Origin of the sequence: Variovorax sp. V116 (genome assembly GCF_041154435.1) — a bacterium.
Taxonomy (GTDB): Bacteria; Pseudomonadota; Gammaproteobacteria; order Burkholderiales; family Burkholderiaceae_C; genus Variovorax; species Variovorax paradoxus.
Window position 1 is genome coordinate 717,867 of sequence record NZ_AP028662.1, and the last position, 22,163, is coordinate 740,029.

General features: G+C 62.9%; 21 protein-coding genes. 1 reads left to right on the forward strand and 20 read right to left on the reverse strand.

Annotation, left to right across the window (positions count from 1 at the left end):
• Positions 1-2: 2 nt before the first annotated feature.
• From ACAM58_RS29390 to ACAM58_RS29450, 13 genes are all read right to left on the reverse strand, one after another.
• On the reverse strand, positions 3-1,082 hold the full coding sequence (locus ACAM58_RS29390) for a phosphotransferase (protein ID WP_369664540.1): 1,080 nt from the start codon (positions 1,080-1,082) through the stop codon (positions 3-5).
• A gap of 70 nt (positions 1,083-1,152) precedes the next feature.
• Entirely contained in the window at positions 1,153-1,854 is a 702-nt protein-coding gene (locus tag ACAM58_RS29395; RefSeq protein ID WP_369664541.1) for an SDR family oxidoreductase, read from the reverse strand.
• An 82-nt stretch (positions 1,855-1,936) separates the two neighbouring features.
• Positions 1,937-2,686 (reverse strand): SDR family NAD(P)-dependent oxidoreductase, encoded by a 750-nt coding sequence (locus tag ACAM58_RS29400; protein ID WP_369664542.1) that lies wholly within the window; start codon positions 2,684-2,686, stop codon positions 1,937-1,939.
• A gap of 48 nt (positions 2,687-2,734) precedes the next feature.
• Positions 2,735-4,162, reverse strand: a complete 1,428-nt coding sequence (locus tag ACAM58_RS29405) for an NAD(P)(+) transhydrogenase (Re/Si-specific) subunit beta (RefSeq protein ID WP_369664543.1) — start codon at positions 4,160-4,162, stop codon at positions 2,735-2,737.
• Positions 4,159-4,488: an NAD(P) transhydrogenase subunit alpha gene (locus tag ACAM58_RS29410; RefSeq protein WP_012745555.1), complete on the reverse strand. Its 330-nt coding sequence runs from the start codon at positions 4,486-4,488 to the stop codon at positions 4,159-4,161. Before ACAM58_RS29410 ends, ACAM58_RS29405 begins: the two co-directional genes overlap by 4 nt.
• Positions 4,489-4,521: 33 nt before the next feature.
• On the reverse strand, positions 4,522-5,652 hold the full coding sequence (locus ACAM58_RS29415) for a Re/Si-specific NAD(P)(+) transhydrogenase subunit alpha (RefSeq protein ID WP_369665085.1): 1,131 nt from the start codon (positions 5,650-5,652) through the stop codon (positions 4,522-4,524).
• Between the two features lie 2 nt (positions 5,653-5,654).
• Complete coding sequence (locus tag ACAM58_RS29420) at positions 5,655-7,292, reverse strand: AMP-binding protein (protein WP_369664544.1); 1,638 nt, start codon at positions 7,290-7,292, stop codon at positions 5,655-5,657.
• Between the two features lie 8 nt (positions 7,293-7,300).
• On the reverse strand, positions 7,301-8,341 hold the full coding sequence (locus ACAM58_RS29425) for an NADP-dependent oxidoreductase (protein ID WP_369664545.1): 1,041 nt from the start codon (positions 8,339-8,341) through the stop codon (positions 7,301-7,303).
• Between the two features lie 24 nt (positions 8,342-8,365).
• Positions 8,366-8,944, reverse strand: a complete 579-nt coding sequence (locus tag ACAM58_RS29430) for an NADPH-dependent FMN reductase (protein WP_369664546.1) — start codon at positions 8,942-8,944, stop codon at positions 8,366-8,368.
• On the reverse strand, positions 8,941-9,879 hold the full coding sequence (locus tag ACAM58_RS29435; protein ID WP_369664547.1) for an NAD(P)H-dependent flavin oxidoreductase: 939 nt from the start codon (positions 9,877-9,879) through the stop codon (positions 8,941-8,943). The genes ACAM58_RS29430 and ACAM58_RS29435 overlap by 4 nt, the downstream gene beginning before the upstream one ends.
• Before the next feature lie 8 nt (positions 9,880-9,887).
• Positions 9,888-11,087: an acyl-CoA dehydrogenase family protein gene (locus ACAM58_RS29440; RefSeq protein ID WP_369664548.1), complete on the reverse strand. Its 1,200-nt coding sequence runs from the start codon at positions 11,085-11,087 to the stop codon at positions 9,888-9,890.
• A gap of 40 nt (positions 11,088-11,127) precedes the next feature.
• Complete coding sequence (locus tag ACAM58_RS29445; protein WP_369664549.1) at positions 11,128-11,919, reverse strand: SDR family oxidoreductase; 792 nt, start codon at positions 11,917-11,919, stop codon at positions 11,128-11,130.
• 70 nt (positions 11,920-11,989) lie between these two features.
• Complete coding sequence (locus tag ACAM58_RS29450) at positions 11,990-13,261, reverse strand: branched-chain amino acid ABC transporter substrate-binding protein (protein ID WP_369664550.1); 1,272 nt, start codon at positions 13,259-13,261, stop codon at positions 11,990-11,992.
• Between the two features lie 533 nt (positions 13,262-13,794).
• Between ACAM58_RS29450 and ACAM58_RS29455 the strand changes: the two genes are divergently transcribed.
• Positions 13,795-14,439 carry a TetR/AcrR family transcriptional regulator gene (locus ACAM58_RS29455; protein WP_369664551.1) on the forward strand — a complete coding sequence of 215 codons (645 nt, stop codon included), beginning with the start codon at positions 13,795-13,797 and terminating at the stop codon, positions 14,437-14,439.
• 228 nt (positions 14,440-14,667) lie between these two features.
• Here the strand turns inward: ACAM58_RS29455 and ACAM58_RS29460 are convergent, their stop codons facing one another.
• The 7 genes from ACAM58_RS29460 to ACAM58_RS29490 are packed head-to-tail and all read right to left on the reverse strand — an operon-like array spanning position 14,668 to position 22,137.
• Complete coding sequence (locus tag ACAM58_RS29460) at positions 14,668-15,744, reverse strand: maleylacetate reductase (protein ID WP_369664552.1); 1,077 nt, start codon at positions 15,742-15,744, stop codon at positions 14,668-14,670.
• Positions 15,741-16,085: a Dabb family protein gene (locus tag ACAM58_RS29465; RefSeq protein ID WP_369664553.1), complete on the reverse strand. Its 345-nt coding sequence runs from the start codon at positions 16,083-16,085 to the stop codon at positions 15,741-15,743. Before ACAM58_RS29465 ends, ACAM58_RS29460 begins: the two co-directional genes overlap by 4 nt.
• 37 nt (positions 16,086-16,122) lie before the next feature.
• Positions 16,123-16,971, reverse strand: a complete 849-nt coding sequence (locus ACAM58_RS29470) for an intradiol ring-cleavage dioxygenase (protein WP_369664554.1) — start codon at positions 16,969-16,971, stop codon at positions 16,123-16,125.
• 12 nt (positions 16,972-16,983) lie between these two features.
• Entirely contained in the window at positions 16,984-17,946 is a 963-nt protein-coding gene (locus ACAM58_RS29475) for a Bug family tripartite tricarboxylate transporter substrate binding protein (protein WP_369664555.1), read from the reverse strand.
• Positions 17,943-19,676 carry an FAD-dependent oxidoreductase gene (locus ACAM58_RS29480; RefSeq protein ID WP_369664556.1) on the reverse strand — a complete coding sequence of 578 codons (1,734 nt, stop codon included), beginning with the start codon at positions 19,674-19,676 and terminating at the stop codon, positions 17,943-17,945. The genes ACAM58_RS29475 and ACAM58_RS29480 overlap by 4 nt, the downstream gene beginning before the upstream one ends.
• Positions 19,677-19,699: 23 nt before the next feature.
• Positions 19,700-20,665: a Bug family tripartite tricarboxylate transporter substrate binding protein gene (locus ACAM58_RS29485; RefSeq protein ID WP_369664557.1), complete on the reverse strand. Its 966-nt coding sequence runs from the start codon at positions 20,663-20,665 to the stop codon at positions 19,700-19,702.
• Positions 20,666-20,685: 20 nt separating this feature from the next.
• On the reverse strand, positions 20,686-22,137 hold the full coding sequence (locus tag ACAM58_RS29490) for an aldehyde dehydrogenase (protein ID WP_369664558.1): 1,452 nt from the start codon (positions 22,135-22,137) through the stop codon (positions 20,686-20,688).
• Between the last annotated feature and the right edge of the window lie 26 nt (positions 22,138-22,163).

Consider the following 22,163-nt stretch of genomic DNA (forward strand, 5'->3'; position numbering starts at 1 on the left):
GTTCAAGCGCATTGCGCAAGTGCCCAGCCCATCTGCGCAAGCGGCCGCGCACCGGCGCTCGCTTGCTTTGCCTGTGCGCTCGATGCCGTCCCCGTCTCCACACGTTTGGCAATTCCTTGCAGGATGCCGGCGAGGCGGAACATGTTGTAGGCGAGATAGAAGTTCCAATCGGCCATCACTGCGTCGGGGTCGGCGCGGCCGGTCCGCTCGCAGTAGCGGCGCACATAGCTCTTCTCGTCGGGTATGCCGAGAGCGGCGAGGTCCAGGCCCCGAATACCGAGGGTAGGGCCCGGCTGGACGTGCCACGACATGCAGTGGTAGCTCAGGTCGGCCAGCGGATGGCCGATGGTCGAGAGCTCCCAATCGAGCACCGCGATCGCGCGGGGCTCGGTGGCGTGGAACATCAGATTGTCGAGCCGGTAGTCGCCATGCACGATCGACACCTGACTCTCGTCGCGCGCGCTGGCCGGTATGTGCGCAGGGAGCCACTCCATCAACTTGTCCATCTCGGGAATCGGCTGCGTGATCGAAGCCTGGTACTGCTTCGTCCAGCGGCCAATCTGGCGCTCGAAATAGTTGCCCGGCTTGCCATAGTTCTGGAGACCCGCTGCCTTGACGTCGACGTTGTGCAGCGCGGCAATCACGCGGTTCATCTCGTCGTAGATTCGGCTGCGTCGCGTGCTGTCGGCATCGGGGATCGATTGGTCCCACATCACGCGGCCCGACATGTACTCCATCACGTAGAAGGCGCAGCCGATCACGGATTCATCTTCGCACAGCAGGTACATGTCCGGGACCGGCACGTCGGTTGCGCGCAGCGCCCGCATCACGGTGAATTCACGATCGATCGCATGCGCCGAGGCCAGCAGCTTCGCCGCCGGGCCGGGCTTGCAGCGCATCACGTAAGAGCGCTCCGGCGTGTTGAGCTTGTAGGTTGGGTTCGATTGCCCGCCCTTGAACTGCTCGACCGTGACCGGCCCCTGAAAGCCGTCGACCCGCGCCTCGAGATACGCCCGCAGGGCGGCCACGTCGAACGGATGAGACCCGGAGATGGGCCTGGTGCCGGTTTGAGCTTCTGTCATGACTATGGTTTCGTGTTGCCGTTCAATCGGGTAGGTGCCGGGCAGTGGCTTGCCGGAAAGCAGTTCAGCCTTAGGTCGTCTGAAGGTAGACGCCCGGCTCGGCCGACAAGCCTTGTTTGACCTGCCGGGTGATCTCGTCGGCCAGCACCTCCTCGGCCCCGGCTTGGAGGGCGTCGAGGCTGCGGCGCACCACCTCGTCCGGGCTGGACTTGGGCTGATCGTTGCCGCGTGCCATGTCAGTGTCGACGAACCCCATGTGCAGGCCCAGCACTTGGGTGCCCTGGGCGCGCAACTCGTGACGCAGACTGTTGGTCAGTGACCAGGCGGCCGATTTGGTGGCGGCATAGGTTGCGAGACGGGGCGCCGTTATCCAGCTCGCGAGCGACAGGACGTTCAGGATCGCACCGCCACCGTGTCCGGCGAGCACTGGCGCGAAGGCAAGCGCCATACGCAGCGGGCCAAAAAAATTGGTCTCGAACTGGGCGCGGGCGGCCTCGACGCTGCCCTCGGCGAGGAATCCCCCGAGCGTCGCGATACCGGCGTTGTTGATCAGCAGCGTGACGTCGCCGCAATCGCGTACCGCCGCGGCAATGTCTTCGGGCCGAGTGACGTCGAGTCGAATCGGTTCGACGCCGGCCAACTTGACATTGGCGGGGTCGCGCGCTCCAGCGTAGACCTTGCGCGCGCCGCGGGCCAGAGCAGCGCGGGCGAAAGCGAGACCGATGCCGCGGTTAGCACCGGTGATGAGGACGGTGGCGTTGTCGAGTTTCATGGTCGGGTCCTTCGAGGAAGTGGAAGAGGCTGGGGTGCAGCGGTGAAGCGCCGCGTGAATACGACGTTCGTAAGCTTCGTCGCTAGATCTGCGCAATGCCACCGTCGACGAATAGCTCGATGCCGGTGACGAAGCTCGAGGCGTCCGAAGCCAGGAAGACTGCGGCCTTGCCGATTTCATCGGGTTCTCCAACCCGGCCCATCGGGATCTGGCCTGCAAAACCGTCGAGCAGTCCCTGCTGGTGTTCGAGCGGCACCAGGCCCACCAGTCCAGGCGTCTTCGTCGGTCCGGGACTGAGGACATTGATCCGAATGTTGCGACCTTTGAGATCCAGAATCCAACTGCGAGCGAAGTTCCGAATTGCCGCCTTGGATGCGCTGTAGACACTGAATGCAGGTACGCCATGTATCGAACTGGTAGAACCAACCAAGATGACTGTCGCGCCATCCGTCAACAGGGGAAGTGCCTTTTGAACTGTGAAGAGCACCCCCTTCACGTTGGTGCTGAACGTCTGGTCAAACAACTCTTCCGTGATCGCGCCAAGCGGAGCCATGCTGCCGCCTCCCGCATTCGCGACCAAGACGTCGATGCGTCCATGGTGTTGCTTGACGGTCTGGAAGAGGGCGTCGAGATCCTGCAGACTGGAGACATCCGCGCGAATGGCGGAGGCTTGATCCCCGACGTCAGCGACCGCGACGTCAAGTTCTTTCTGGCGCCGGCCGGTGATTACGACGTTCGCGCCTTCGGCTGCAAACCGTTTGGCAATGGCCAAACCGATGCCGGTGCTTGCGCCGGTCACGACAGCGACTTTGCCTTGGAGGGAGAGGGTCATTGATGGGCCTTTGGAATGGTCAGACATGGGGATGCACGGCACGGGGCTTTACTCAACAGCCTTCCCCATGTCCTCAACGACCTTCTTGGCATCCCCAAAGACCATCATGGTCTTGTCCATGTAGAAGAGCTCGTTGTCCAGGCCCGCATAGCCCGCTGCCATGGAGCGCTTGTTCACGATCACCGTCTTGGCCTTGTAGGCTTCCAGGATCGGCATGCCGTAGATCGGGCTGCCCTTTTGCAGCGCCGCCGGGTTCACCACGTCGTTGGCGCCCAGGATGATCGCCACGTCGGCCTGGCCGAACTCGCCGTTGATGTCCTCCATCTCGAACACCTGGTCGTAGGGTACCTCGGCCTCGGCCAAGAGCACATTCATGTGGCCCGGCATGCGGCCAGCCACCGGGTGGATCGCGTACTTCACCGTGATGCCCTTGTGCGTGAGCTTCTCGGCGAGTTCCTTCACCGCATGCTGGGCGCGCGCCACCGCCAGGCCGTAGCCCGGCACGATCACCACCGTCTCGGCGTTGCCCAGCACGAAGGCCGCGTCGTCGGCGCTGCCGCTCTTGACCGGCCGCTGCTCCTTGGCCGCGCCGCCGGCCGTGACCGCCTCGCCGCCGAAGCCACCCAGGATCACGTTGAAGAACGAGCGGTTCATGGCCTTGCACATGATGTAGCTCAGGATCGCGCCCGACGAGCCCACCAGCGAGCCGGCCACGATCAGCATCGCGTTGTTCAGGCTGAAGCCGATGCCCGCGGCCGCCCAGCCCGAGTAGCTGTTGAGCATGGACACCACCACCGGCATGTCGGCCCCGCCGATCGGGATGATGATGAGCACGCCCATCACGAAGGCCAGCGCCAGCATCGCGAAGAACGCCGGCCAGCTTTCGGTGGCCATGAACACCAGCCCCAGGCCGATCATGGCCAGGCCGAGCACCAGGTTCAGCATGTGCTGGCCCTTGAACTGCACCGGCGCGCCCTGGAACAGGCGGAACTTGTAGGTGCCCGAGAGCTTGCCGAAGGCAATCACCGAGCCGCTGAAGGTGATGGCGCCGATGGCCGCGCCCAGGAACAGCTCGAGCCGGTTGCCGGCGGGAATGGGCGCGCCCTTGGCGATGCCTTCGAGCATGGCCGCGGGTTCGACCACGGCTGCCACCGCGATGAACACCGCCGCCAGGCCGATCATGCTGTGGAAGAAGGCCACCAGCTCGGGCATCTTGGTCATCTCGACCGTCTTGGCGCGGTAGGCGCCGTAGCCGCCGCCGGCCGCCAGCCCCAGCAGCACCCAGGCCAGGCCCGTGAGCTGGCCGCCGGCCAGCTTGTAGATCAGCGCGCCGGTGGTGACCACCGCGATGGCCATGCCGGCCATGCCGAAGAGGTTGCCGCGGATCGAGGTGGTGGGGTGCGACAGGCCCTTCAGGGCCTGGATGAAGCAGACGCTGGCAACCAGGTACAGCAGCGTGACGACGTTCATGCTCATTGCGAGGCTCCCGCTTCGGCCTTGGGTGCGGCCTTCTTCTCTTTCTTCTTGAACATCTCGAGCATGCGCCGCGTGACCAGGAAGCCGCCGAAGATGTTCACCGCCGCCAGCGCCACCGCGAGCACGCCCATGGTCTTGCCCAGCGGGGTTTCGGTGAGCGCGGCCGCCAGCATGGCGCCCACGACCACGATGGCCGAGATCGCGTTGGTCACGGCCATCAGCGGCGTGTGCAGCGCGGGCGTGACGGTCCACACCACGTGGTAGCCCACGTAGATGGCCAGCACGAAGATGATGAGATTGATGACGGTGTGGGAAACGGGATCCATGGATTCTTCTCCTCGCGGGGGTGCCGGGGTGGCTTATTTCTTCGTGACCTGGCCGTCGTGCGCGACGCGGCAGGCGGCGACGATGTCGTCTTCGAGGTCGATCTTCAGGCCGCCCTCCTTGGTGACGATCAGCTTGAGGAAGTCGAGCACGTTGCGCGCATAAAGCGCCGACGCATCGGCCGCCACCAGCGCCGGCAGGTTGGTCTCGCCGACGATGGTCACGCCGTGCTTGATCACCGTCTTGTCGGCTTCCGACAGCGGGCAGTTGCCGCCCACGCCACCCGGGCCCTTGCCGGCCGCGATGTCGACGATCACCGAGCCGGGCTTCATGGCCTTGACCATGTCCTCGGTGATGAGCGTGGGCGCCGCGCGTCCGGGAATGAGCGCGGTGCTGATGACGATGTCGGCCAGCGCCACGCGCTTGGCCACCTCGACCTGCTGGCGCGCGAGCCAACTGGGGGGCATGGGCTTGGCGTAGCCGCCGACGCCGACCGCGGCTTCCTTTTCTTCGTCGGTGTCGTAGGACACCTCGATGAACTTGCCGCCGAGCGACTCGATCTGCTCCTTGACGCTCGGTCGCACGTCGGAAGCCTCGATGACGGCCCCCAGGCGCTTGGCGGTGGCAATGGCCTGCAGGCCCGCTACGCCGACGCCCAGGATGACCACGCGCGCGGCCTTCACGGTGCCGGCGGCGGTCATGAGCATCGGGAAGAAGCGCTGGTACTTGTCGGCCGCGATGATCACGGCCTTGTAGCCCGCGATGTTGGCCTGCGAGGAGAGCACGTCCATGCTCTGGGCGCGGGTGGTGCGCGGTGCGGCTTCGAGCGCGAAGGCGGTGAGGCCGGCCGTGGCCAGGCGCTGCAGGCCGGCCGCATCGAAGGGGTTGAGCATGCCGATGACCACGGTGCCGGGCTTCATGAGCGCGGTTTCGGCATCGCTGGGGGTGCGCACCTTGAGCACCATGTCGGCCGCGAAGGCGGCGTTCATGTTGACGATCTCGGCACCGGCGGCCTCGTAGGCGGCATCGGTGACGCTGGCTGCAATGCCAGCCCCGGACTGCACGCGCACGGTGTGCCCGGAGGCGACAAGTTTCTTCACCGTCTCGGGTGTCACGGCCACACGGGTTTCGCCGGCCATCGTCTCGGCAGGCACGCCTATATTCAACGTCACAGCGCGGCACCCAGTGAGGCGCGCAGCAACTTCCCGACGGCTGACCGGGGGAGCTTTGTCCGAAACTCGATGATCTTCGGCCGCTTGTACGCAGTCAGGTTTGCCTTCATGTGTTGTCTTATCGACTCTTCAGTAAGCGCGTCACTTCGAGGGACCACAACCAATTTCACGGCTTCTCCCGTGAGCTCATCAGGAACGCCAACAGCCGCGCACTCAAGCACTTGGTCCATTTCAATGGCCACGGCTTCTATCTCGCTGGGATAGACGTTGAAACCGCTCACGAGCATCATTTCTTTCTCTCGACCGGAAATGCACAGATAGCCGTGTTCATCAATGCAGCCGAGATCGCCTGTCAGGAAAAAGCCGTCTTTCGTCATGAATCGAGCGGTTTCTGCTTCGCGCTGCCAATAACCCTTGAACAACTGCGGGCCTCGGACTGCAATTTGTCCAATTTCTCCCAGCGGCAGGGTCTCGAATCTTTCGTCAAGGATCAGCACTTCAGTTGAGGGGGCCGGCGGACCGACCGTTCCTTGGCGAATGTCGCCGTGAGGCGGGTTGCAGCTCACCGTCCCGGATGTCTCGGAAAGCCCGTATCCCTCGCTGATGGCGCAACCCGTTCTTTTGAGCCACCGGGCGGCGATGGGACGCTGCGTGGCCATTCCCCCAGCTGTTGTCACCTTGAGATGTTGCCAATCGACTGTGTCGAACTCGGGGTCATTCATCAAGTTGCTGAACAGCGTGTTGATGCCGGGCAGCATGTGAAAGGGGGCTTCACGCAGTTTCGCCAGCATCTTTGCCGAATCACGAGGATCGGTAATCAGGAGCATGGTTCCGCCCAGTTTGATGCTCGCCAGAAGTGTTATGAAGGAAACGATGTGATATAGCGGCAATGCGCATGCGAACACGGGGACTGGTATGTCCGCCAATGCGGGCTGGAACCAGGCGGAGTTCTGAGCTGTGTTGGCCAGTAGACCTTCATGCGAGAGCATGGCTCCCTTGGAAACCCCCGTGGTCCCGCCGGTATATTGCAGAACCACGGTGTCATTCTTGTCCAGCTTGGGCATTGAGTAGGTCGCGGACATCCCAAGCGAGAGCGCTTGAGGCATATCGATGACCGATTTGGCGCCGGCAGGGTCTGCGCGAAGGCTTTCTCGTGTGGGTTCCAAGGCAACGCGCAGATTGCACAGAATTGAGTGGGCAACCTGCGTCCGAGGGAGGCCGTCTCTCACTGCATCGAACTGACTCTCGAGCAGTATGGCCGCCTCGGCTTGAGCGTCCGAGACTTGCAGCAGGAACTCCCGAGCGGTGTAGACGGGATTGACGTTGACCAATACCATCCCCGCTCGAATCACACCGATTGCCGCTATCACGTACTGAGGCGAGTTGGGAAGAGCGACGGCTACTTTTGCGCCCGCCTCGAGTCCCAGCGTCTGCAGATACGCTGCGATTCCCAGGCTCAATGAATCCAGATTTGAATAGCTGAGCTCACTGCTTTCGTGACGAATGGCAATGCGATCGCCCCAGCGGTAAAACGAAGCATTGAAGAAATCGACAAGAGTCTGGTGCTCCTTCAAAGGTTCAATGGTGTGTGGGACTTGAGGCGGGTACCGTTTCAGCCACGGGCGATTGTTCATAAGCTACCTCACAACGCAGCAAGGCCAGTCGGTGCTGGGAGCTTGATGAGCATTTTTCCGGTGTTCCCACCCTCGAACATGCGCTGGAGGGCGGTGGGAAAAGTCTCGATTCCTTCGAGCACATCTTCGTAAGACTTGAGCCAGCCGGCGGCCAGCCAACTGCGCAACGCATGCAGTGCCTCGGGATAACGCTTTTCATAATCGAAAATGACGAATCCCTCCATCGTGGCTCTGTTCATGAGCAAAGACATGTAGTTCTTTGGCCCACTGCCACGGGCTACATTGTTGTACTGCGAGACGGCGCCGCAAACCACAATACGCGCACCGCGGCGAATGCGACCGAGAGCCAGATCAAGTACTTCGCCGCCGACGTTGTCGAAATAAACGTCGACACCTTCCGGGCATGCTTTTGACAACTGAGCACGTGCGTCAGACTGTTTGTAGTCGACGGCAGCATCAAACCCCAGGTTGTTGACAAGGTGAGCGCATTTCTCTGCCCCGCCCGCAATACCGACGACGCGACATCCCTTGATCTTGGCGATCTGGCCGACCACCGAACCCACGGCCCCTGCGGCGCCAGATACCAGGACCGTGTCGCCGAATTTGAGTTTTCCTATTTCGAGAAGACCGAAGTAGGCCGTGAAACCAGGCGTGCCAAGGGCGCCCATGTAAGCCGTTGCCGGCACATTCGAAATATCGATCTTCGTGAGATCGTTGGCATCCATGGTCGCGAACTCTTGAACACCGAAAGCCCCTAGCACAGCATCACCGACACTGAATCTCGCGTCCTCGGACTGCAGGACCAGACCTGCCCCTGCGGCCCGCATGACATCACCGATGGCGATGGCCTCCATGTAGGACTTGCCTTCATTCATCCACGACCGCATGGCGGGGTCCACAGAAATGAAGGTGACCGCCACAAGCACCTTTCCTTTCTCTGGCGCCTTGATTGCCGTTTTTACCTGCTGCCAGTCGCTTTCTTTGGGCAGCCCACTGGGACGCTGCCTGAGAACGAACTGCTTGTTGGAAAGTTGCGAAAGGTCGGTCATGGGATATCTCCAGGGTTCGAGTGTTTAAAGTTGCCGATGGGTCGAAAGATTTGCAAATTCAACAACCTGGCTTGCCATGAGTTGAATTTGCTGTACCACGGAAATCGATTGGCAGGTGCCCTCGGAATCGAGCGGAGCTTCAGCGATGTTGATGGCGACGCCCATCGGGGTGGGCCACCCTCTCAGGGCATGCACGATCTCCCTCAAGGAAGCCATCGTTCCGACGGCCGCCTGCCATCCGCCCGCTACGGCCATGCACCCGACCGCTCGCTCGCTGAAATAGGGGCGCTTGTCGCTTCTGGTCTCCTCGGCGTAATCCAGCGCGTTCTTCATGAACCCGGACACGGTGCCGTGATAGCCAGGCGATGCGATGATGATTCCGTCGGCTCTGCGCAATTCTTCAACCAGCTGCTGTGCCGCACCGTCTGCGGCGGCGCTGGGTTCATAAAGCGGTAGACGAAGCGAATGGGCACCGAGGAAGGTTGTGGTCGCTCCCGCCTTCTCAGCGGCGCTCAGTGCAAGCTGCAGATAGCGCTCGGCACTTGAACCGGGTCTGGTCCCGCCCCCAATGCCAAGGATGCGTGGCGAGGAATTGGTCATCATGCGGCCTCGAAATACTGCAGTTGAGACCCGCTTTCAACGGCGGACCAGTACTCGCGGATCAGCCTGTCCACCAAAGTGGCGGTCGGCTCAATCGCATTGAGCGATCCCACTCCATGGCCGGCTGACCACACCTTCGTCCAACGCTCGATGTCCGCGTTGTGCACCGGCTCAGCAGAGGCGAGTTCGTCCGCATTGATGCCGACCGCGGCGAGACTCTTGCGCAACCAATATGCCGGCACGCCAGAAACAGCTTTGGTCAGGATCAGGTCGTCAATGTCCGAATCCAGCAACATTCGACGGTATGCGTCGCTGGCCATGGATTCCGGGCAAGCGATGAATGCCGTACCCATGGACGCGAGGTCCGCGCCGAGCGTTTCCGCAGCCCGGATGCCCGACCCATTGATGATTCCCCCACCCAAGACGATCGTCCCACCGAAAAACTCTCGGATGGCGGGGACCATTGCAAAGGCGCTCATCATCCCGGTGTGTCCCCCCGCGCCAGCAGCGACCAGGACGAGCCCATCGACCCCGAGCGAGACGGCTTTCCGGGCATGCTGAACAGAGTTCACATCGGCAAACACCCGTCCGCCATATGAATGCACGCATTCGATGACCTCTTTCGGACTTCCGAGGGCCGTAATGATCAGTGGTGGCCGATAGCGCGCCACTACCTCAAGGTCTTGGTTGAGCCGCTGATAGCTTTTATGCACCAGCAGGTTCACGCCCCACGGCGCATCGGCCGGTCCGAGCTGGGTTGAAATTCGATCAAACCATTCGTCCAGGATTTCAACGGTCCTGGCATTCGCCGCGGGAACGGTCCCAATGGCACCTTTGCGGCTTGCAGCCACTACCAGCTCGACGGTAGATACCAGAAACATCGGCGCGATCAGGAGCGGCAGTTTCAACCGGCTGAGCCAGTCTTCAGGCATTGTCATTTGCGTCCTCAGAGCATTGCGGCGTTTGTCGGAAGGCCGAGATACAGCCGGCCCGTGAGCTCATACGTGGACTCGCTGACCATCATGTGCTGGGACGCAGTCAAGACATCGCGCAGGCAGCGCTGTAGTTGAGAGTCGTCAAAGATCGCGCTGCCGCCCGCGCAGGAATACACCCGGGTGACGACTTGGACCGCCTCTTCGCTTGCGTGGGTCGTCGCCAGTCGAAGGTCTCGGCGTAGCGCTACAGAAATCTCCCCCGAGTCGGCGGACGCCGACCATGCACGGTCCACTGCGTCAATCAAGAAAGCCCGTGCGGAGCGAAGCTGGGCTTCCGCCCTTGCGACATGCTGCTGAGTTGAGGCGCGCTCTGCCAGAAGACGAGCGCTGCCTTGGGGCGTCTTTTTTGTTGCGAGCTCAATCAGGCTGTCGATGGCCAGACGCGCAATGCCAAGCGCCACCGCCGCAATGCCGACGCCCAGAATGCAAAACACCGGAAACTTGAACAACGCACCTGGGATCGGCACGTCGGTCAGGATGGATGCCGACAGGCCGGCAGGGACGAATGCATCTTTGACGCTGTATTCATTGCTTCCTGTTCCGCGCAAACCGAGCGTGTGCCACGTGTCGGCTATCGATACTTGCTCCGCCCGAAAAACCATGGAACGATTTTCAAGTGTTCCGTCTGCCAATTTTTCTGGTTTTCCATCCTCGCCCAGAATCACGCATCCGCCAGTAATGAAATCGGCGTTGTACGATGCGGAGCCCCACATCCAACTGCCGTTCACCAGGAAGCCGGGTACCCCATCGACCACCGTGCGGACCGCAGTCCCTCGCGGCGCGAATACGCCTGCCATTTTGATGTTTGGATTCTCGAACAGTAATTTTGCTTCGGGACCGGGAAGATAGCCCCCGATGATGGTCGACGTGTTCGAGATAAACGTGCACCATGCCGCCGCAGCATTGGCTTGCGCCAGCTTTTCAACGACGGCGACGAATGTATGCACATCCGCTTCCAGACCGCCGAGTGTACGTGGAACGAACATTCGATAGAGGCCGGCCTGAGCCAGTCTTTCGGCAAGTTCGTTTGGCAGATGTCGCTCTTTTTCTACGGTGTCGTTTGCCGCTTGCAAGATGGGGGTCAACTCTTGGCATGCGTAAAGCAGTTCATCACGCTGCGTCAACTCGGATGGTTCGTAATCAAAGGTCATGGGTGATCTTTCGTTCATTGGCGAATAGAGATGTCTGCATTCACGCGCCGATCACCGAACTGGTGCCGCCATCGACGACAATGGCATGCCCGGTCATGTGTTTTCCGGCTGCAGAAGCCAGCAAAAGAGCAGCGCCTTTCAGGTCGTCTGGATCGCCCAGCCGGCCAAGAGGCGTGGTGCTGATGATTCTTTCCTCACCGAACGCCGCAATCACCCCATCGGCCATCTTGCTTGGGAACAGCCCGGGAGAGATCGCATTGACGTTGATTCCATGCTTGCCCCATTCGGCGGCAAGTGCACGGGTGAACGTGATGACGGCTCCTTTGCTGGTGTTGTAAGCGACGCATTCCATTGGCGCCGGATTTCCGCCGAGCCCGGCAATTGAGGCGATGTTGATGATGCGGCCCCGCTTGCGCGGAATCATGCTTCCCACGGCAGCCTGTTGGCTGAAAAGAAAAAGACTTCTGATATTCAGGTTCATGACGCGGTCCCATGCCTGAAGCGTGTGGGTCTCAGCCGAGGCACCCCAGGAAGTCCCCGCGTTGTTGACCAAGATGTCCAGATGACCGAGCGTGTCGAAAGTTTTGCTGCAAACGCGTTGAACTTCGGACGGGTCGCTGGAGTCGGCCGCAATCCAGGAAGCCTCGATGCCAAGCTTTCCCAGATGGGCGGCTGCAGCCTCGAGTTCGGCCTCTTTTCTCGCCGTCAGCATGAGCCGCGCACCGGCACTGCCGAGCGCTTCGGCAATTTGAAGTCCGATGCCTCGGGACCCACCGGTAATGAGAGCGGTGGAACCTTCAAGATCAAAAAGCGTGTTGGAATAGTGATTCATGCTTCGCGCTAGTGCTCCAAGTGGAGTAATTGAGGGTAAAATTTTTTGACTTGACGATGTCGAGCGTCGCTCAGGGGCGAGCCATTCGACAGGTTGAAGGTCGTGAAACCTCGTCAGCGGTGAACTCGCGAACGGGAGCGAATGTCTTGCCCGTGCCTTCGGCGCTGTAGGGAACTTGAGCGCTGACGCTCGTCCAGACGGTTACAAACAACGGCTGCTGGAGTTGGTGGTCCGATTTTCGCATTTCGACCACGCCATTGAAGCCCTTGAATTTGGCTCCTTCCATTTGCTCTGCAACGCGAATCACTTCCGCAGATTGGGCCTGCTGGATGGATTTGCTTAGCAGCTCGAAGACGAGCGCAACACCATGCGTGTAGAAATCCTCGTTGAACCGTTTCTGGAATTCTTTCATCCAGACGTTCATTTGTCCGCCCATGTTGTAGTGGCTGTAGGCCACCTGAAACACGCGATTGTCATCAACTTGGCGCAGTGCTGTTGGGGTGCCTGCGACGACGGCGTAGTAGGTGTAGAAAGTGCCTTTCCAGCCACTTTCTTCAGCGGCCTTGATAAGCAGTGAAAGGTCCGTACCCCAGCTCCCTGTAATGATCGTATCCGCTCCGGATGCGCGAACTTTTGTCATGTAAGGTGAGAAGTCACGTATCTGCGCAAGCGGATGGCGATCATCACCCACAATTTCGATATCAGGCCGCTTCTCCCGTAATCGGGTCTTCGCGGCCTCTGCAATTTGGATGCCGGAGGAGTAATTCTGGTTGATCAGGTAAACTTTTTTGGCCTTGGGCTGGTCTTTAATGAAGCTTGTCAACGCCTCCATTTTCATTGCGGTGTCGGCCTCAAAGCGGAAGTGCCAATAGCTGCAGTTGGCGCCAGTCAGTTCAGGATCGGTCGCGGCGTGATTCAGGTAAAGGACTTCTTTTCCTGGATTGCGTTGATTGTGCTTTTCGATTGCGTTGATAAGCGCCAGCGCCGGCGCAGAACCAGTGCCTTGCGCAATGAATCGAATACCCTGATCAATTGCACTCTTAAGCGCTCCGAGGGTTTCGGTGGGGCTCAATTTGTTATCGAAGCCGACGATTTCGAATTTCACGCCCGCTGGATTGGAGTCGCTGAATTGTTCCGCCAAGTATTGATAGGACTTGAGCAGGCTTGTGCCTACGGAACCCATCAGCCCCGACAAGGGTTCGATCACTGCGATCTTCACCACTTGGCCCTTCAGCACCGGCTTCTGGTTTTGCGCGAGTGCTTGTCCCAAAAGACCCAACCCAGCCACTGCCCAGGTCGCGATGCGGGCAAAGTGCCTCCGCGTGAAGGTTGTTGGTGTCATCTGGAAAGTACTCCAAGTGGATAAGTTTCGGTCTGGCTAATCTAGCTGCCGAGGAGGCGGGCGGAACTAGTACTTACCCGAGAACAGTCGCGCAGGTGATCAAGGCAGGGCTCCACGTGATCCACAACGCAGTGCCCTGATGCAGCCTTCGAACACAAAAGCTCTGGCCGAGGATGCGAATCCCGAAGTTTCAGTAGCCGGCATCGAGGTGACTCGAGGGCGACGCGACGGCCTAGTGCGCTGGGTGCGGAGGGCCGTGGCCTCAGCAGCGCGCAAGACTCGTGAGAGCCGTGCGCACTCTCCATCTCATCGTGCAGCGTTGAACTTTTGGGCTGTGTGGCTCGCGAGGCGGAACTGCACGCTGTCACCGCGACGGCGAGGGCTTCATCGCGCCTGACCTCACGGCATCCGAAGACGTGGGCGAGAAGCTCGAGTACATGCCAGATTGGTCCGCGGTTCTACCACTCGAGGCCCGATGATCGAACGTCCTCTTCTGCTAAGCTGAGGATCCAGACGACTTTTAAGAGCCTTCCGTGAGCGCCTTTGCTGAACCCGATTTGCCACTGAGCGCGCGTGGAAGTCAGCGTCACAAAGACTTGATCGCAGCGGCGCTTCGCGTACTGGTTCGCGACGGCCATCATGCTGTAACTTTGCGAGCGGTTTCAGTCGAAGCCAATGCAAGTCATGGGGCGATCAACTATTACTTCGGCTCCCGAAGCGCCCTGATGTGCGCACTCGCCGAAGATGTTTGCCGTCGAATTGCAAACAACATTACCCTCGTCACACCTAAACTTGCGAAGTGCGCGGACGACGCTGATAGGTTCGCCACCGTCCTTGCGGAGCACAACATCAAGTACATGGTCAATGATCATGCGATGGGCATGGCGATCACCGAACTTACGCTCGCGGGATCGCGCGACTTAGAGTTAGGTAGCGTGCTGGTGAAGTGGGGAAAGATACATGCCCGTCTGATGCGGGACAGCTTTCTGAAACTTGGGTCCAGTGATCCAGATCTGGACTATGCGTTTGTGTTGAATTGTGTTAACGGACTTATCATGGCGCAGCTCGCGATACCGCGCCGCGATTTCGAAGCACGTATCCTGCAGCCCTCATTGCTCCGGCTTGTTCGCGCCATCGCGAATGAAAAATCGGCTGATCGTTCCAGCGACATTTCTTAATTTGCGAGATCGTCAGCTGCCAACAAAGTAGTTACCTTGCAAAGGCATGCATGCTCTTGGGTGCGGCTCTTCGGTGCCGCTTTGTCGGATTCTCCTAACTTCCCCCCGCCACGGAAGAAAAAAACAGTCAAGTCTCCGATGGTGACCTGCTCCGGTTAATCGAGACCGTTTTCCTCAACGTCGTGGCCGGTGTGGCGGGTCAATTGACCTCAGCCACAGATAGTCGGCTTACTCAGGCCGGGTGCCCTCGAAGGCCCTTTGCAGGAGTTCCCTGATTCCGCGTCGCTGAGCTACGCCGACCTCTCGTGGGTTCCAGTAAGGGTTGTTCACTACGAGATCCGTAGCGCGGTCGAGGTCGGCCTCCTTCATGCCGAGGTCCCGCAGCGCCACCGGCGCTCCGTTGTTTCGTGCCAGGTCGAAAAGGCCCACCGCGGCGCTGCGTGGCTCTGCCGACCCGAGTGCGCGTTCGATGCGGGACATGGCCTCAGGCACTGCCGGCGCGTTGAAAGCGATGGCCTGAGGCAGCACCACCGTGTGCACCTCGGCATGCGGCAGGTTGAAGCTGCCGCCCAGGGTGTGGCACAGTTTGTGGTGCAGCGCCATGCCCACGCTGCCAAGGACCGTACCGCACAGCCATGCACCGTACAGCGCGTCTGCGCGGGCATCGATGTCGTCGCTGCGCTGACGAATGGCTGGCAGCGCCCTGGCCAAGGCGCGAATGCCTTCCTCGGCCATCAGGCTCATCACGGGATTGCCGTCGCGCGCGTACAGACCTTCGGCTGCGTGCGCAATTGCATTCATGCCGCTCGCGACGCTCATGGCCACGGGCAGCGTCAGCGTCAATTCCGGGTCGTAGATCACGGTGCGGGGCAGCACGCGCGCGTCCTTGCCGGTCTTCTTCAAGCCGCCTTCGGTGATGCCGTAGATCGGCGTCATCTCGCTACCCGCATAGGTCGTGGGGATGGCAAGGATCGGCAGGCCGGATTCCAGTGCGATGGCCTTGCCCAGGCCGGTGGTCGAGCCACCTCCGATGGCGATGGCGCAGTCTGCGCCCAGGCGCCGCGCTTCATCGCGGGCCTCACGTGCCGTCTCGATGGGCACATGCATGGCGGCGCGCGCAAAGACACCCGCGGCGCGACCGCCAAGTCGCTCGGCAACCATCTGCGCCTGACCCTGCTGCTCGGGCGTGCACAGCACCAGCGCGCGGCGTGCCCCGAGAATCTCGATCTCGCGTTCGAGATGCGCCAAGCTCCCGGCGCCGAACACCACCCGCGACGGCTGGCCGTTGTAGACGAAATCCCTCATGCGATCCCCGCTGTGCCGTGCTCAGCCCCGACCTTGCCGGCCCGGACTTCGTAGTCCACCTGATGTCGTGCAATGCGGATGCCAGCGAGTTCGTCGCGTACCCGCAGATGTTCCGGATGCACCGCATACGCGGCCAATGCCTCCCAGGATTCGAACTCGCTGTACAACACGACGTCGCAGGCATAGTCGATCTTGCTGACATCCACACCAACTTCCAGGTGGAGCAAGCCAGGAATGCGGCCGCGCAGACCATGGAAGCACTTTTGGAGGTTTTCGACGTTTCGCTGCTTCTCCTCGGCCGTGCCGCCATGCACGTCCCACATGACGATGTGCCGGATCATTGTGCGTCCTTTGCAGATTGCGGTTGAAGAAGGACGCTCAGGCATCCGCGGTGTCTTGCTTGGTGGGGTTCAGTACGAAGTCGTACTCGACAAGATAGGAGCCATCGGCCTGCGGCTTCCAATCGGCGATCAGCGACTGGCGCACACCGAACACGGCATCCGAATCCAGGTAGCGATCGTCGCTGCGGAAGACGTGCGTGATCAGCTTCTCGTAGCCATCGGCCTCGATCAGGAAGTGCAGGTGCGCGGGACGCCACGGATGCCGGCCAGTGGCCTTCAAGAGATCGCCCACCGGGCCATCGTGCGGAATGGCGTAGGGAACGGCGAGGATCGAGCGGAAGTGGTAGCGGCCCTCACTGTCGGCGCGCACGATGCCGCGTGCCTGCGCATGGTCGATCTCCGGATGCTGCACGTCATACAGGCCGTCTTCGTCCGATTGCCACACGTCCATGCGGGCGTTGGCGACCGGCTCGCCGCCGATGCCGCGCACCGTGCCGCGTACGAGGCACGGGATGCCGTGCGCACCGTTGGAGATGTCCGCACCGAGCTCGTAGTGAGGTGCCCCTTCCACATGGAACGGGCCGAAGACGGTCGCCTCGGTGCAGCCGGCGGGTTTGTCGTTGTTCTGCGCCACCGTCAGCATCGACAGGCCCAGCACGTCCGACAGCAGGATGAACTCCTGGCGCTTGTCGTCCGTGATGTGGCCGCAGCGGGTCAGGAACTCGATGCCCTTGAACCACTCCTCTTCGGTCAGCTCCACCTCGCGTGCAAAGGCATGCAGGTGCTGCACGAGACTGTCCATGATGCGCTTGAGCCGCGGGTCTGCCGTCTGCGCCTGCCGCGCGAGCACGGCGTCGGTGATGGTGTGATGGTTCAGATTGCGCATGATGGCTCTCCTTCAGTCCAGCTGCAGTTGGGTCCGCTGCGCGACCGTGCCCCACTTGGCAAAGTCCTCCTGGCTGCGCCGCTCTGCCTCCTGCGTGCTGTAGCCCTCGACACGCAGGTCCATCTCTGCCAGACGCGTCTTCACGGCCGGCGCCAGGAGCGCGGCACGCACGTCACGCTGGATTTTCTCGACCGTGGCAGCCGGCAGGCTGGACGGTGCCATCAGGGTCTCGAAGAAAGTGGCATCGAACCCCGGATGTCCGCTCTGCGCGATCGTCGGAACCTCGGGCAGCAGGCCCGATCGTTCCTTGCCGGACACGGCGATCGCGCGCAGCCGCCCGCTCTGGACATGCGGCAGGACGACGGAGGAGACGATGAAGCCGCAGTCCACATGGCCGCCCATCACGTCCTGCGCGGCCGGGCCGGGGCCTTTGTAGGGCACATGGGTGAGCCGGGTTCCGGTCGTGGCCAGCAGCATCTCCATGGCCATGTGGCTCGGTGTCCCGGCGCCGCCGGAGGCGTACAGCCGCGTCGAGGGCAACTGGACGAACTTCGCGAGGGACGGAACATCGGCCGCGGGATTGCAGACCAGCATCTGGTTGAAGCTCGCGAAATAGGTCACCGGCTTGAGTGAAGCCCTCGGATCGAAGCCCAGCTTCTTGTACAGATGGGGGTTGATGGTGAGGATCGTGTCGGGCCCGACGAGCAGCGTGTGGCCATCCCTGGCATGCGCGACTTCCCCGGCGGCCAGGTTGCCTCCCGCGCCTGTCTTGTTCTCGATAACAACTGGCTGATTCCAGGCCGCCTGGAGCGCGGGCTGTATCAGCCTGGCGATCACGTCGCCCGGCGTGCCCGGCGGAAATGCCGCCACCAGGCGGACCGGCTTGGTCGGCCAGGCCTGCGCGAAGGCCGAAGGCGGCACCGCCAGGGCCATCGCAAGGGCGGCGAGACGAAGAAGCGGGGTGCTGACTTTCATGCCGGGTCTCCTCTCGTCGCATCGACGGAGCTTGTTGAAGGGGTTGAAGTGACGCGAGACAGCACACGTGCCGCTTCGTCCGCGTCCGCGTCCGCGCCGCGCCATGCGACGATCTGGTCCGGGCGGATCAGCGCGAGCGGCGCTTCGTAGAGCTCGCGCAGGGCCGGCTGCGCCAGCCGGACGACGCGCAGGTCCATTGCCAGTTCGCGTGCCGCGGCTTCGAAGGCCTTGGTCGCGGGCGCATCGGGCCCCAGCGCGAGCAGGGTCCATTCGGTGTGGAAAAGGTCGAACAGCGAGCGCCCGTCGTCGAGCCATGCATGCGGCGGCCGGCCGCCCGGACTGGCGGTGGGTGTGTAGGCATTCGGCTCGTCCGGCGGCAGCACGGCGCCGTCGCCGACGATGATCGGCGAGGCGTCGTAGCGGCCGCCGAAGGTCACGCCCGGGATATTGAATTCGAGCCGGGCATGCGCGTCGAAGTGCAGGCCCGCGAGCTTGCGCTCGGCATCGCCCCGCGGGGAGGCTTCTTCCAGTTCGGGCTTTGCCGCGAAGAGCCCCACCGAGTCGGCGAACTTGCGCGCATAGCCGGTGTTGCGTTCGGCCAGCGGCCTGCGCTCGGCCTCGTAGCTGTCGAGCAGCGCCGGCGGTGCCTGGCCGCGGATCACGCTCGCGAGCTTCCAGCCCAGGTTCACCGCGTCTTCGACCGCCGTGTTGTAGCCCAGCCCGCCGGTGGGCGTGAACAGGTGGGCCGCATCCCCCGCGATGAAGACCCGGCCCTTCTGGAAGCGCTGCGCCACCAGCGCATGCCCGGCGAGCCAGGTGCCCATCGAGAGGATCTCGATCGGCACGTCGGCGCCTACCGCCTCGGAAAAGACACGGCGCGCATCGGCCTCGGTCCAGCCGTCGGCATCTTCGCCGGGGCGCAGCGCCGCATGGAAGGCGTATTCGGACACGCCGTCCACCGAGGCCATGAAGGCGCGCCTTTCGTGGTTGACGGCCACGTACATCCAGGCCTTGGGGTGGCGCAGCACGTCGACGAACTGCGGCGCGCGCAGGTAGATGGCGAACATCTTGCCGCCCATGAACTCGCGCTGGATGCCGCTCACGCCGCCCCATTCGATGCCCAGCTGTTGGCGGACCAGGCTGCGCGCGCCGTCGGCGCCGATCAGGAATTTCGCGGCCACCTCCTGCGCAGGTCCGTCTTCGCTCGGCCGCACCGTGGCGCTCACCGATCCACCGTCGTCACTGAAGCGCTCCAGCCGCCAGCCATAGCGCACGTCGGCCGAAGGCCAAGCCTGCGCATGGCGGCGCAGCGCCTGCTCGACGAATTTCTGCGACACGCGATGCGGCAGCTCGGCGGCGCTCCAGGACCCGGTCATCGTCCTGACCCTCACCGCGGCCTCCGCGGCCGTGGGCAGGCTGATGCGGGCCAGCTCATGCCCCGCCAGGCGCGTGAAGTAGGCGATGTCCGTCGGGTGGTCGGCTGGCAGCCCGAGCGCACGGATCTCGTGCGCGAAGCCGAGCCGGCGGAAGTGCTCCATCGTGCGGGCCTGCGTCGCGTTGGCCTGCGGATTGAAGGCCGTGCCCGGCTTGGCATCGATCAGCAGGCAGCGGATGCCGCGGCGGCCGAGTTCGTTGGCGAGCATCAGGCCGCAGGGGCCACCGCCGGCGATCAGCACGTCCGTGGCGATGAGGGGAGGGGGGCCGGCTGCAGGCCGGGGCGTGGCGGTCATCGGCTGTCTTTCTTCTTCATGCATCAATCGGCGCGGATGCCGCGCTCCCGGATCACGGCGCCCAAACGCTTGAAGTCGGCCGCGCCCTTGTCGCCAAAGGCTGCAGGCGTCAGCGACTCCGGCACGTTGCCGAGGGTTTCGATGGTTGTCCTGACAGCTGGCAGTGCGAGCGCGCGGTTGACCTCGGCATTGATCCGCTGGATCACGGCTGGCCTCGTGCCAGCCGGCGCGTAGAGGCCGAACACGGCATCGGCGTCGAATCCCTTAAGGCCGAGTTCGTCGAGCGTGGGCACCTCGGGCATCTGGGGCGCGCGCTTGAGGCTTGCGACCGCCAGCATGCGCAGCTTGCCTGTCTTGACGTGCTGGATGCTGATTCCCGGATCGAAGAGGAAGTCGATCTGGCCGCCCAGCAGGTCCGTCAGCGCGGGCGCCGCGCCGCGGTAGGGCACGTGGATGGCCGTTGTTCCTGTCTGGCCCGTCATCATCTCCGCCGCGAGGTGAGGCGAGCTCCCGTTGCCGGGCGATCCGAACGAGCGCTTGCCGGGGTGGGCCTTGAGGTCGGCGACCAGGCCCTTGAAGTCCTTGACCGGGCTGTCGGCGCGCACCACCAGGTAGAACGGCACGCGTGCAACGGACGCGACCGGCACGAGATCCTTCGCGGGGTCGAACGACATCTTCGCGTAGATGTGCGGATTGATCGACACCATGCCGCCGGAACTCATCAGGAAGGTATAGCCGTCGGCCGGCGACTTGGCGACGAAATCGCCGCCCAGGTTGCCGCCCGCGCCGCCCCTGTTCTCCACGAGCACCGGCTGCCCGAGTGCTTCGTGCAAGGGCGCGCTGATCACGCGGGCCAGCTGGTCGGCCGCGCCGCCGGGCGCGAAGTTGGCGACGATCTTGATGGGCTGCCGGGGCCAGTCCTGGGCGCGGGCGATGCCGCACGGTCCGAGGCCGAGCGCCAGCGCCGCGGTGGCGAGCAGGGATTTCATGGGCTGTCTCCTGCGCTTCATCAGAACGGATAGTGGCGGTCGGTGGTCTGCACCGTGAGCCACCGCAGCTCGGTGAAGGCGTCGATGCCGGCCTTGCCGCCGAAGCGGCCGTAGCCCGAGTCCTTCACGCCGCCGAAGGGCATCTGCGCCTCGTCGTGCACGGTCGGGCCGTTCACGTGGCAGATGCCGGAGTCGATGCGGTTGGCCACATCCCAGGCACGCGCGATGTCGCGCCCGAACACGGCGGAGGACAGCCCGTAGGGGTTGTCGTTGGCCACGCGCACCGCTTCGTCGACGCCGTCCACGCGCACCACCGGCTTCACGGGGCCGAAGCTCTCCTCATGGTAGATGCGCATCTGCGGCGTGACATGGTCGAGCAGCGTTGCGGGCATCAGCGTGCTCTCGGCCTTGCCGCCGCACACGAGTTTCGCGCCCTTGGCGAGCGCATCGTCGATCAGCGCATTGCAACGCTCGACGGTGCTTGCATCGACCACCGAACCCAGCACCACCGGCCCCTTGCGCGGGTCGCCCAGCGGCAGCTGCACGGCCTTGGCGGCGAGCTTCGCGACGAAGGCGTCCGCGATCTTGCGGTCCACGATGATGCGCTCGGTGCTCATGCAGATCTGGCCGCTGTTGGCGAAGGCGCCGAAGGCGGCGCCGCTGACGGCGGCGTCGAGGTCGGCATCGTCCAGCACGACCAGCGGAGCCTTGCCGCCCAACTCGAGCACCGCCGGCTTCAGGTACTTCGCGCAGGTCTGCGCGATCAGCCGGCCGACGCGGGTGGAGCCGGTGAAGTTCACACGGCGCAGCGCCGGGTGGGACACGATCGCTTCGACCACCTCAGACGCATCGGCCGGCGCATTGGTCACGAAGTTGACGACGCCCGGCGGGAAGCCCGCATCCTTGAAGGCCTCGACGATCAGGCCGTGCGTGGCCGGGCTGAGCTCCGAGCCCTTGAACACCACCGTGTTGCCGCAGGCCAGCGGCGTGGCGATCGCACGCACGCCGAGGATCACCGGTGCATTCCATGGCGCAATGCCCAGCACGACGCCAGCCGGTCGGCGCAGGCCCATGGCCAGGCTGCCGGGCACGTCGGAGGGGATGACCTCGCCGCTGATCTGGGTGGTCATGCCGGCCGCTTCCTGCAGCATGCCGGCGGCCAGGTGCACGTTGAATCCGGCCCACGGGGCGCCGGCGCCGGTCTCGGAGGCCATGGCCTCCGTCAGGGCCTGGGCCTTCGCCTCGATGGCCTGTGCCGCCTTCAGCAGCAGCGCCCTGCGTTCACCCGGGCCGGTGCGGGACCAGGCCGGAAAGGCGGCAGCGGCGGCTTCGACCGCCGCCACCGCGTCGGCCTTCGTGGCGGCTGGCGCAATGGTCGCTACCGCGCCATCGAGCGGATTGCGGCGCTCGAAGGTGGCCCCGTCCGAGGCCTGCCGGCTCTCGCCATTGATCAACATCGATATCGTGCCCATCGTCTTGTCTCCTTGTAGATATGGAA

Coding starts and splice junctions, on each gene's coding strand:
- ACAM58_RS29485 (WP_369664557.1), bottom strand. CDS start 20,665: ATGAAATCCCTGCTCGCCACCGCGGCGCTGGCGCTCGGCCTCGGACCG.
- ACAM58_RS29460 (WP_369664552.1), bottom strand. CDS start 15,744: ATGAGGGATTTCGTCTACAACGGCCAGCCGTCGCGGGTGGTGTTCGGC.
- ACAM58_RS29410 (WP_012745555.1), bottom strand. CDS start 4,488: ATGGATCCCGTTTCCCACACCGTCATCAATCTCATCATCTTCGTGCTG.
- ACAM58_RS29430 (WP_369664546.1), bottom strand. CDS start 8,944: ATGATGACCAATTCCTCGCCACGCATCCTTGGCATTGGGGGCGGGACC.
- ACAM58_RS29420 (WP_369664544.1), bottom strand. CDS start 7,292: ATGAACAATCGCCCGTGGCTGAAACGGTACCCGCCTCAAGTCCCACAC.
- ACAM58_RS29425 (WP_369664545.1), bottom strand. CDS start 8,341: ATGACCGACCTTTCGCAACTTTCCAACAAGCAGTTCGTTCTCAGGCAG.
- ACAM58_RS29490 (WP_369664558.1), bottom strand. CDS start 22,137: ATGGGCACGATATCGATGTTGATCAATGGCGAGAGCCGGCAGGCCTCG.
- ACAM58_RS29440 (WP_369664548.1), bottom strand. CDS start 11,087: ATGACCTTTGATTACGAACCATCCGAGTTGACGCAGCGTGATGAACTG.
- ACAM58_RS29475 (WP_369664555.1), bottom strand. CDS start 17,946: ATGAAAGTCAGCACCCCGCTTCTTCGTCTCGCCGCCCTTGCGATGGCC.
- ACAM58_RS29400 (WP_369664542.1), bottom strand. CDS start 2,686: ATGACCCTCTCCCTCCAAGGCAAAGTCGCTGTCGTGACCGGCGCAAGC.
- ACAM58_RS29395 (WP_369664541.1), bottom strand. CDS start 1,854: ATGAAACTCGACAACGCCACCGTCCTCATCACCGGTGCTAACCGCGGC.
- ACAM58_RS29480 (WP_369664556.1), bottom strand. CDS start 19,676: ATGACCGCCACGCCCCGGCCTGCAGCCGGCCCCCCTCCCCTCATCGCC.
- ACAM58_RS29470 (WP_369664554.1), bottom strand. CDS start 16,971: ATGCGCAATCTGAACCATCACACCATCACCGACGCCGTGCTCGCGCGG.
- ACAM58_RS29390 (WP_369664540.1), bottom strand. CDS start 1,082: ATGACAGAAGCTCAAACCGGCACCAGGCCCATCTCCGGGTCTCATCCG.
- ACAM58_RS29435 (WP_369664547.1), bottom strand. CDS start 9,879: ATGACAATGCCTGAAGACTGGCTCAGCCGGTTGAAACTGCCGCTCCTG.
- ACAM58_RS29405 (WP_369664543.1), bottom strand. CDS start 4,162: ATGAGCATGAACGTCGTCACGCTGCTGTACCTGGTTGCCAGCGTCTGC.
- ACAM58_RS29450 (WP_369664550.1), bottom strand. CDS start 13,261: ATGACACCAACAACCTTCACGCGGAGGCACTTTGCCCGCATCGCGACC.
- ACAM58_RS29465 (WP_369664553.1), bottom strand. CDS start 16,085: ATGATCCGGCACATCGTCATGTGGGACGTGCATGGCGGCACGGCCGAG.
- ACAM58_RS29445 (WP_369664549.1), bottom strand. CDS start 11,919: ATGAATCACTATTCCAACACGCTTTTTGATCTTGAAGGTTCCACCGCT.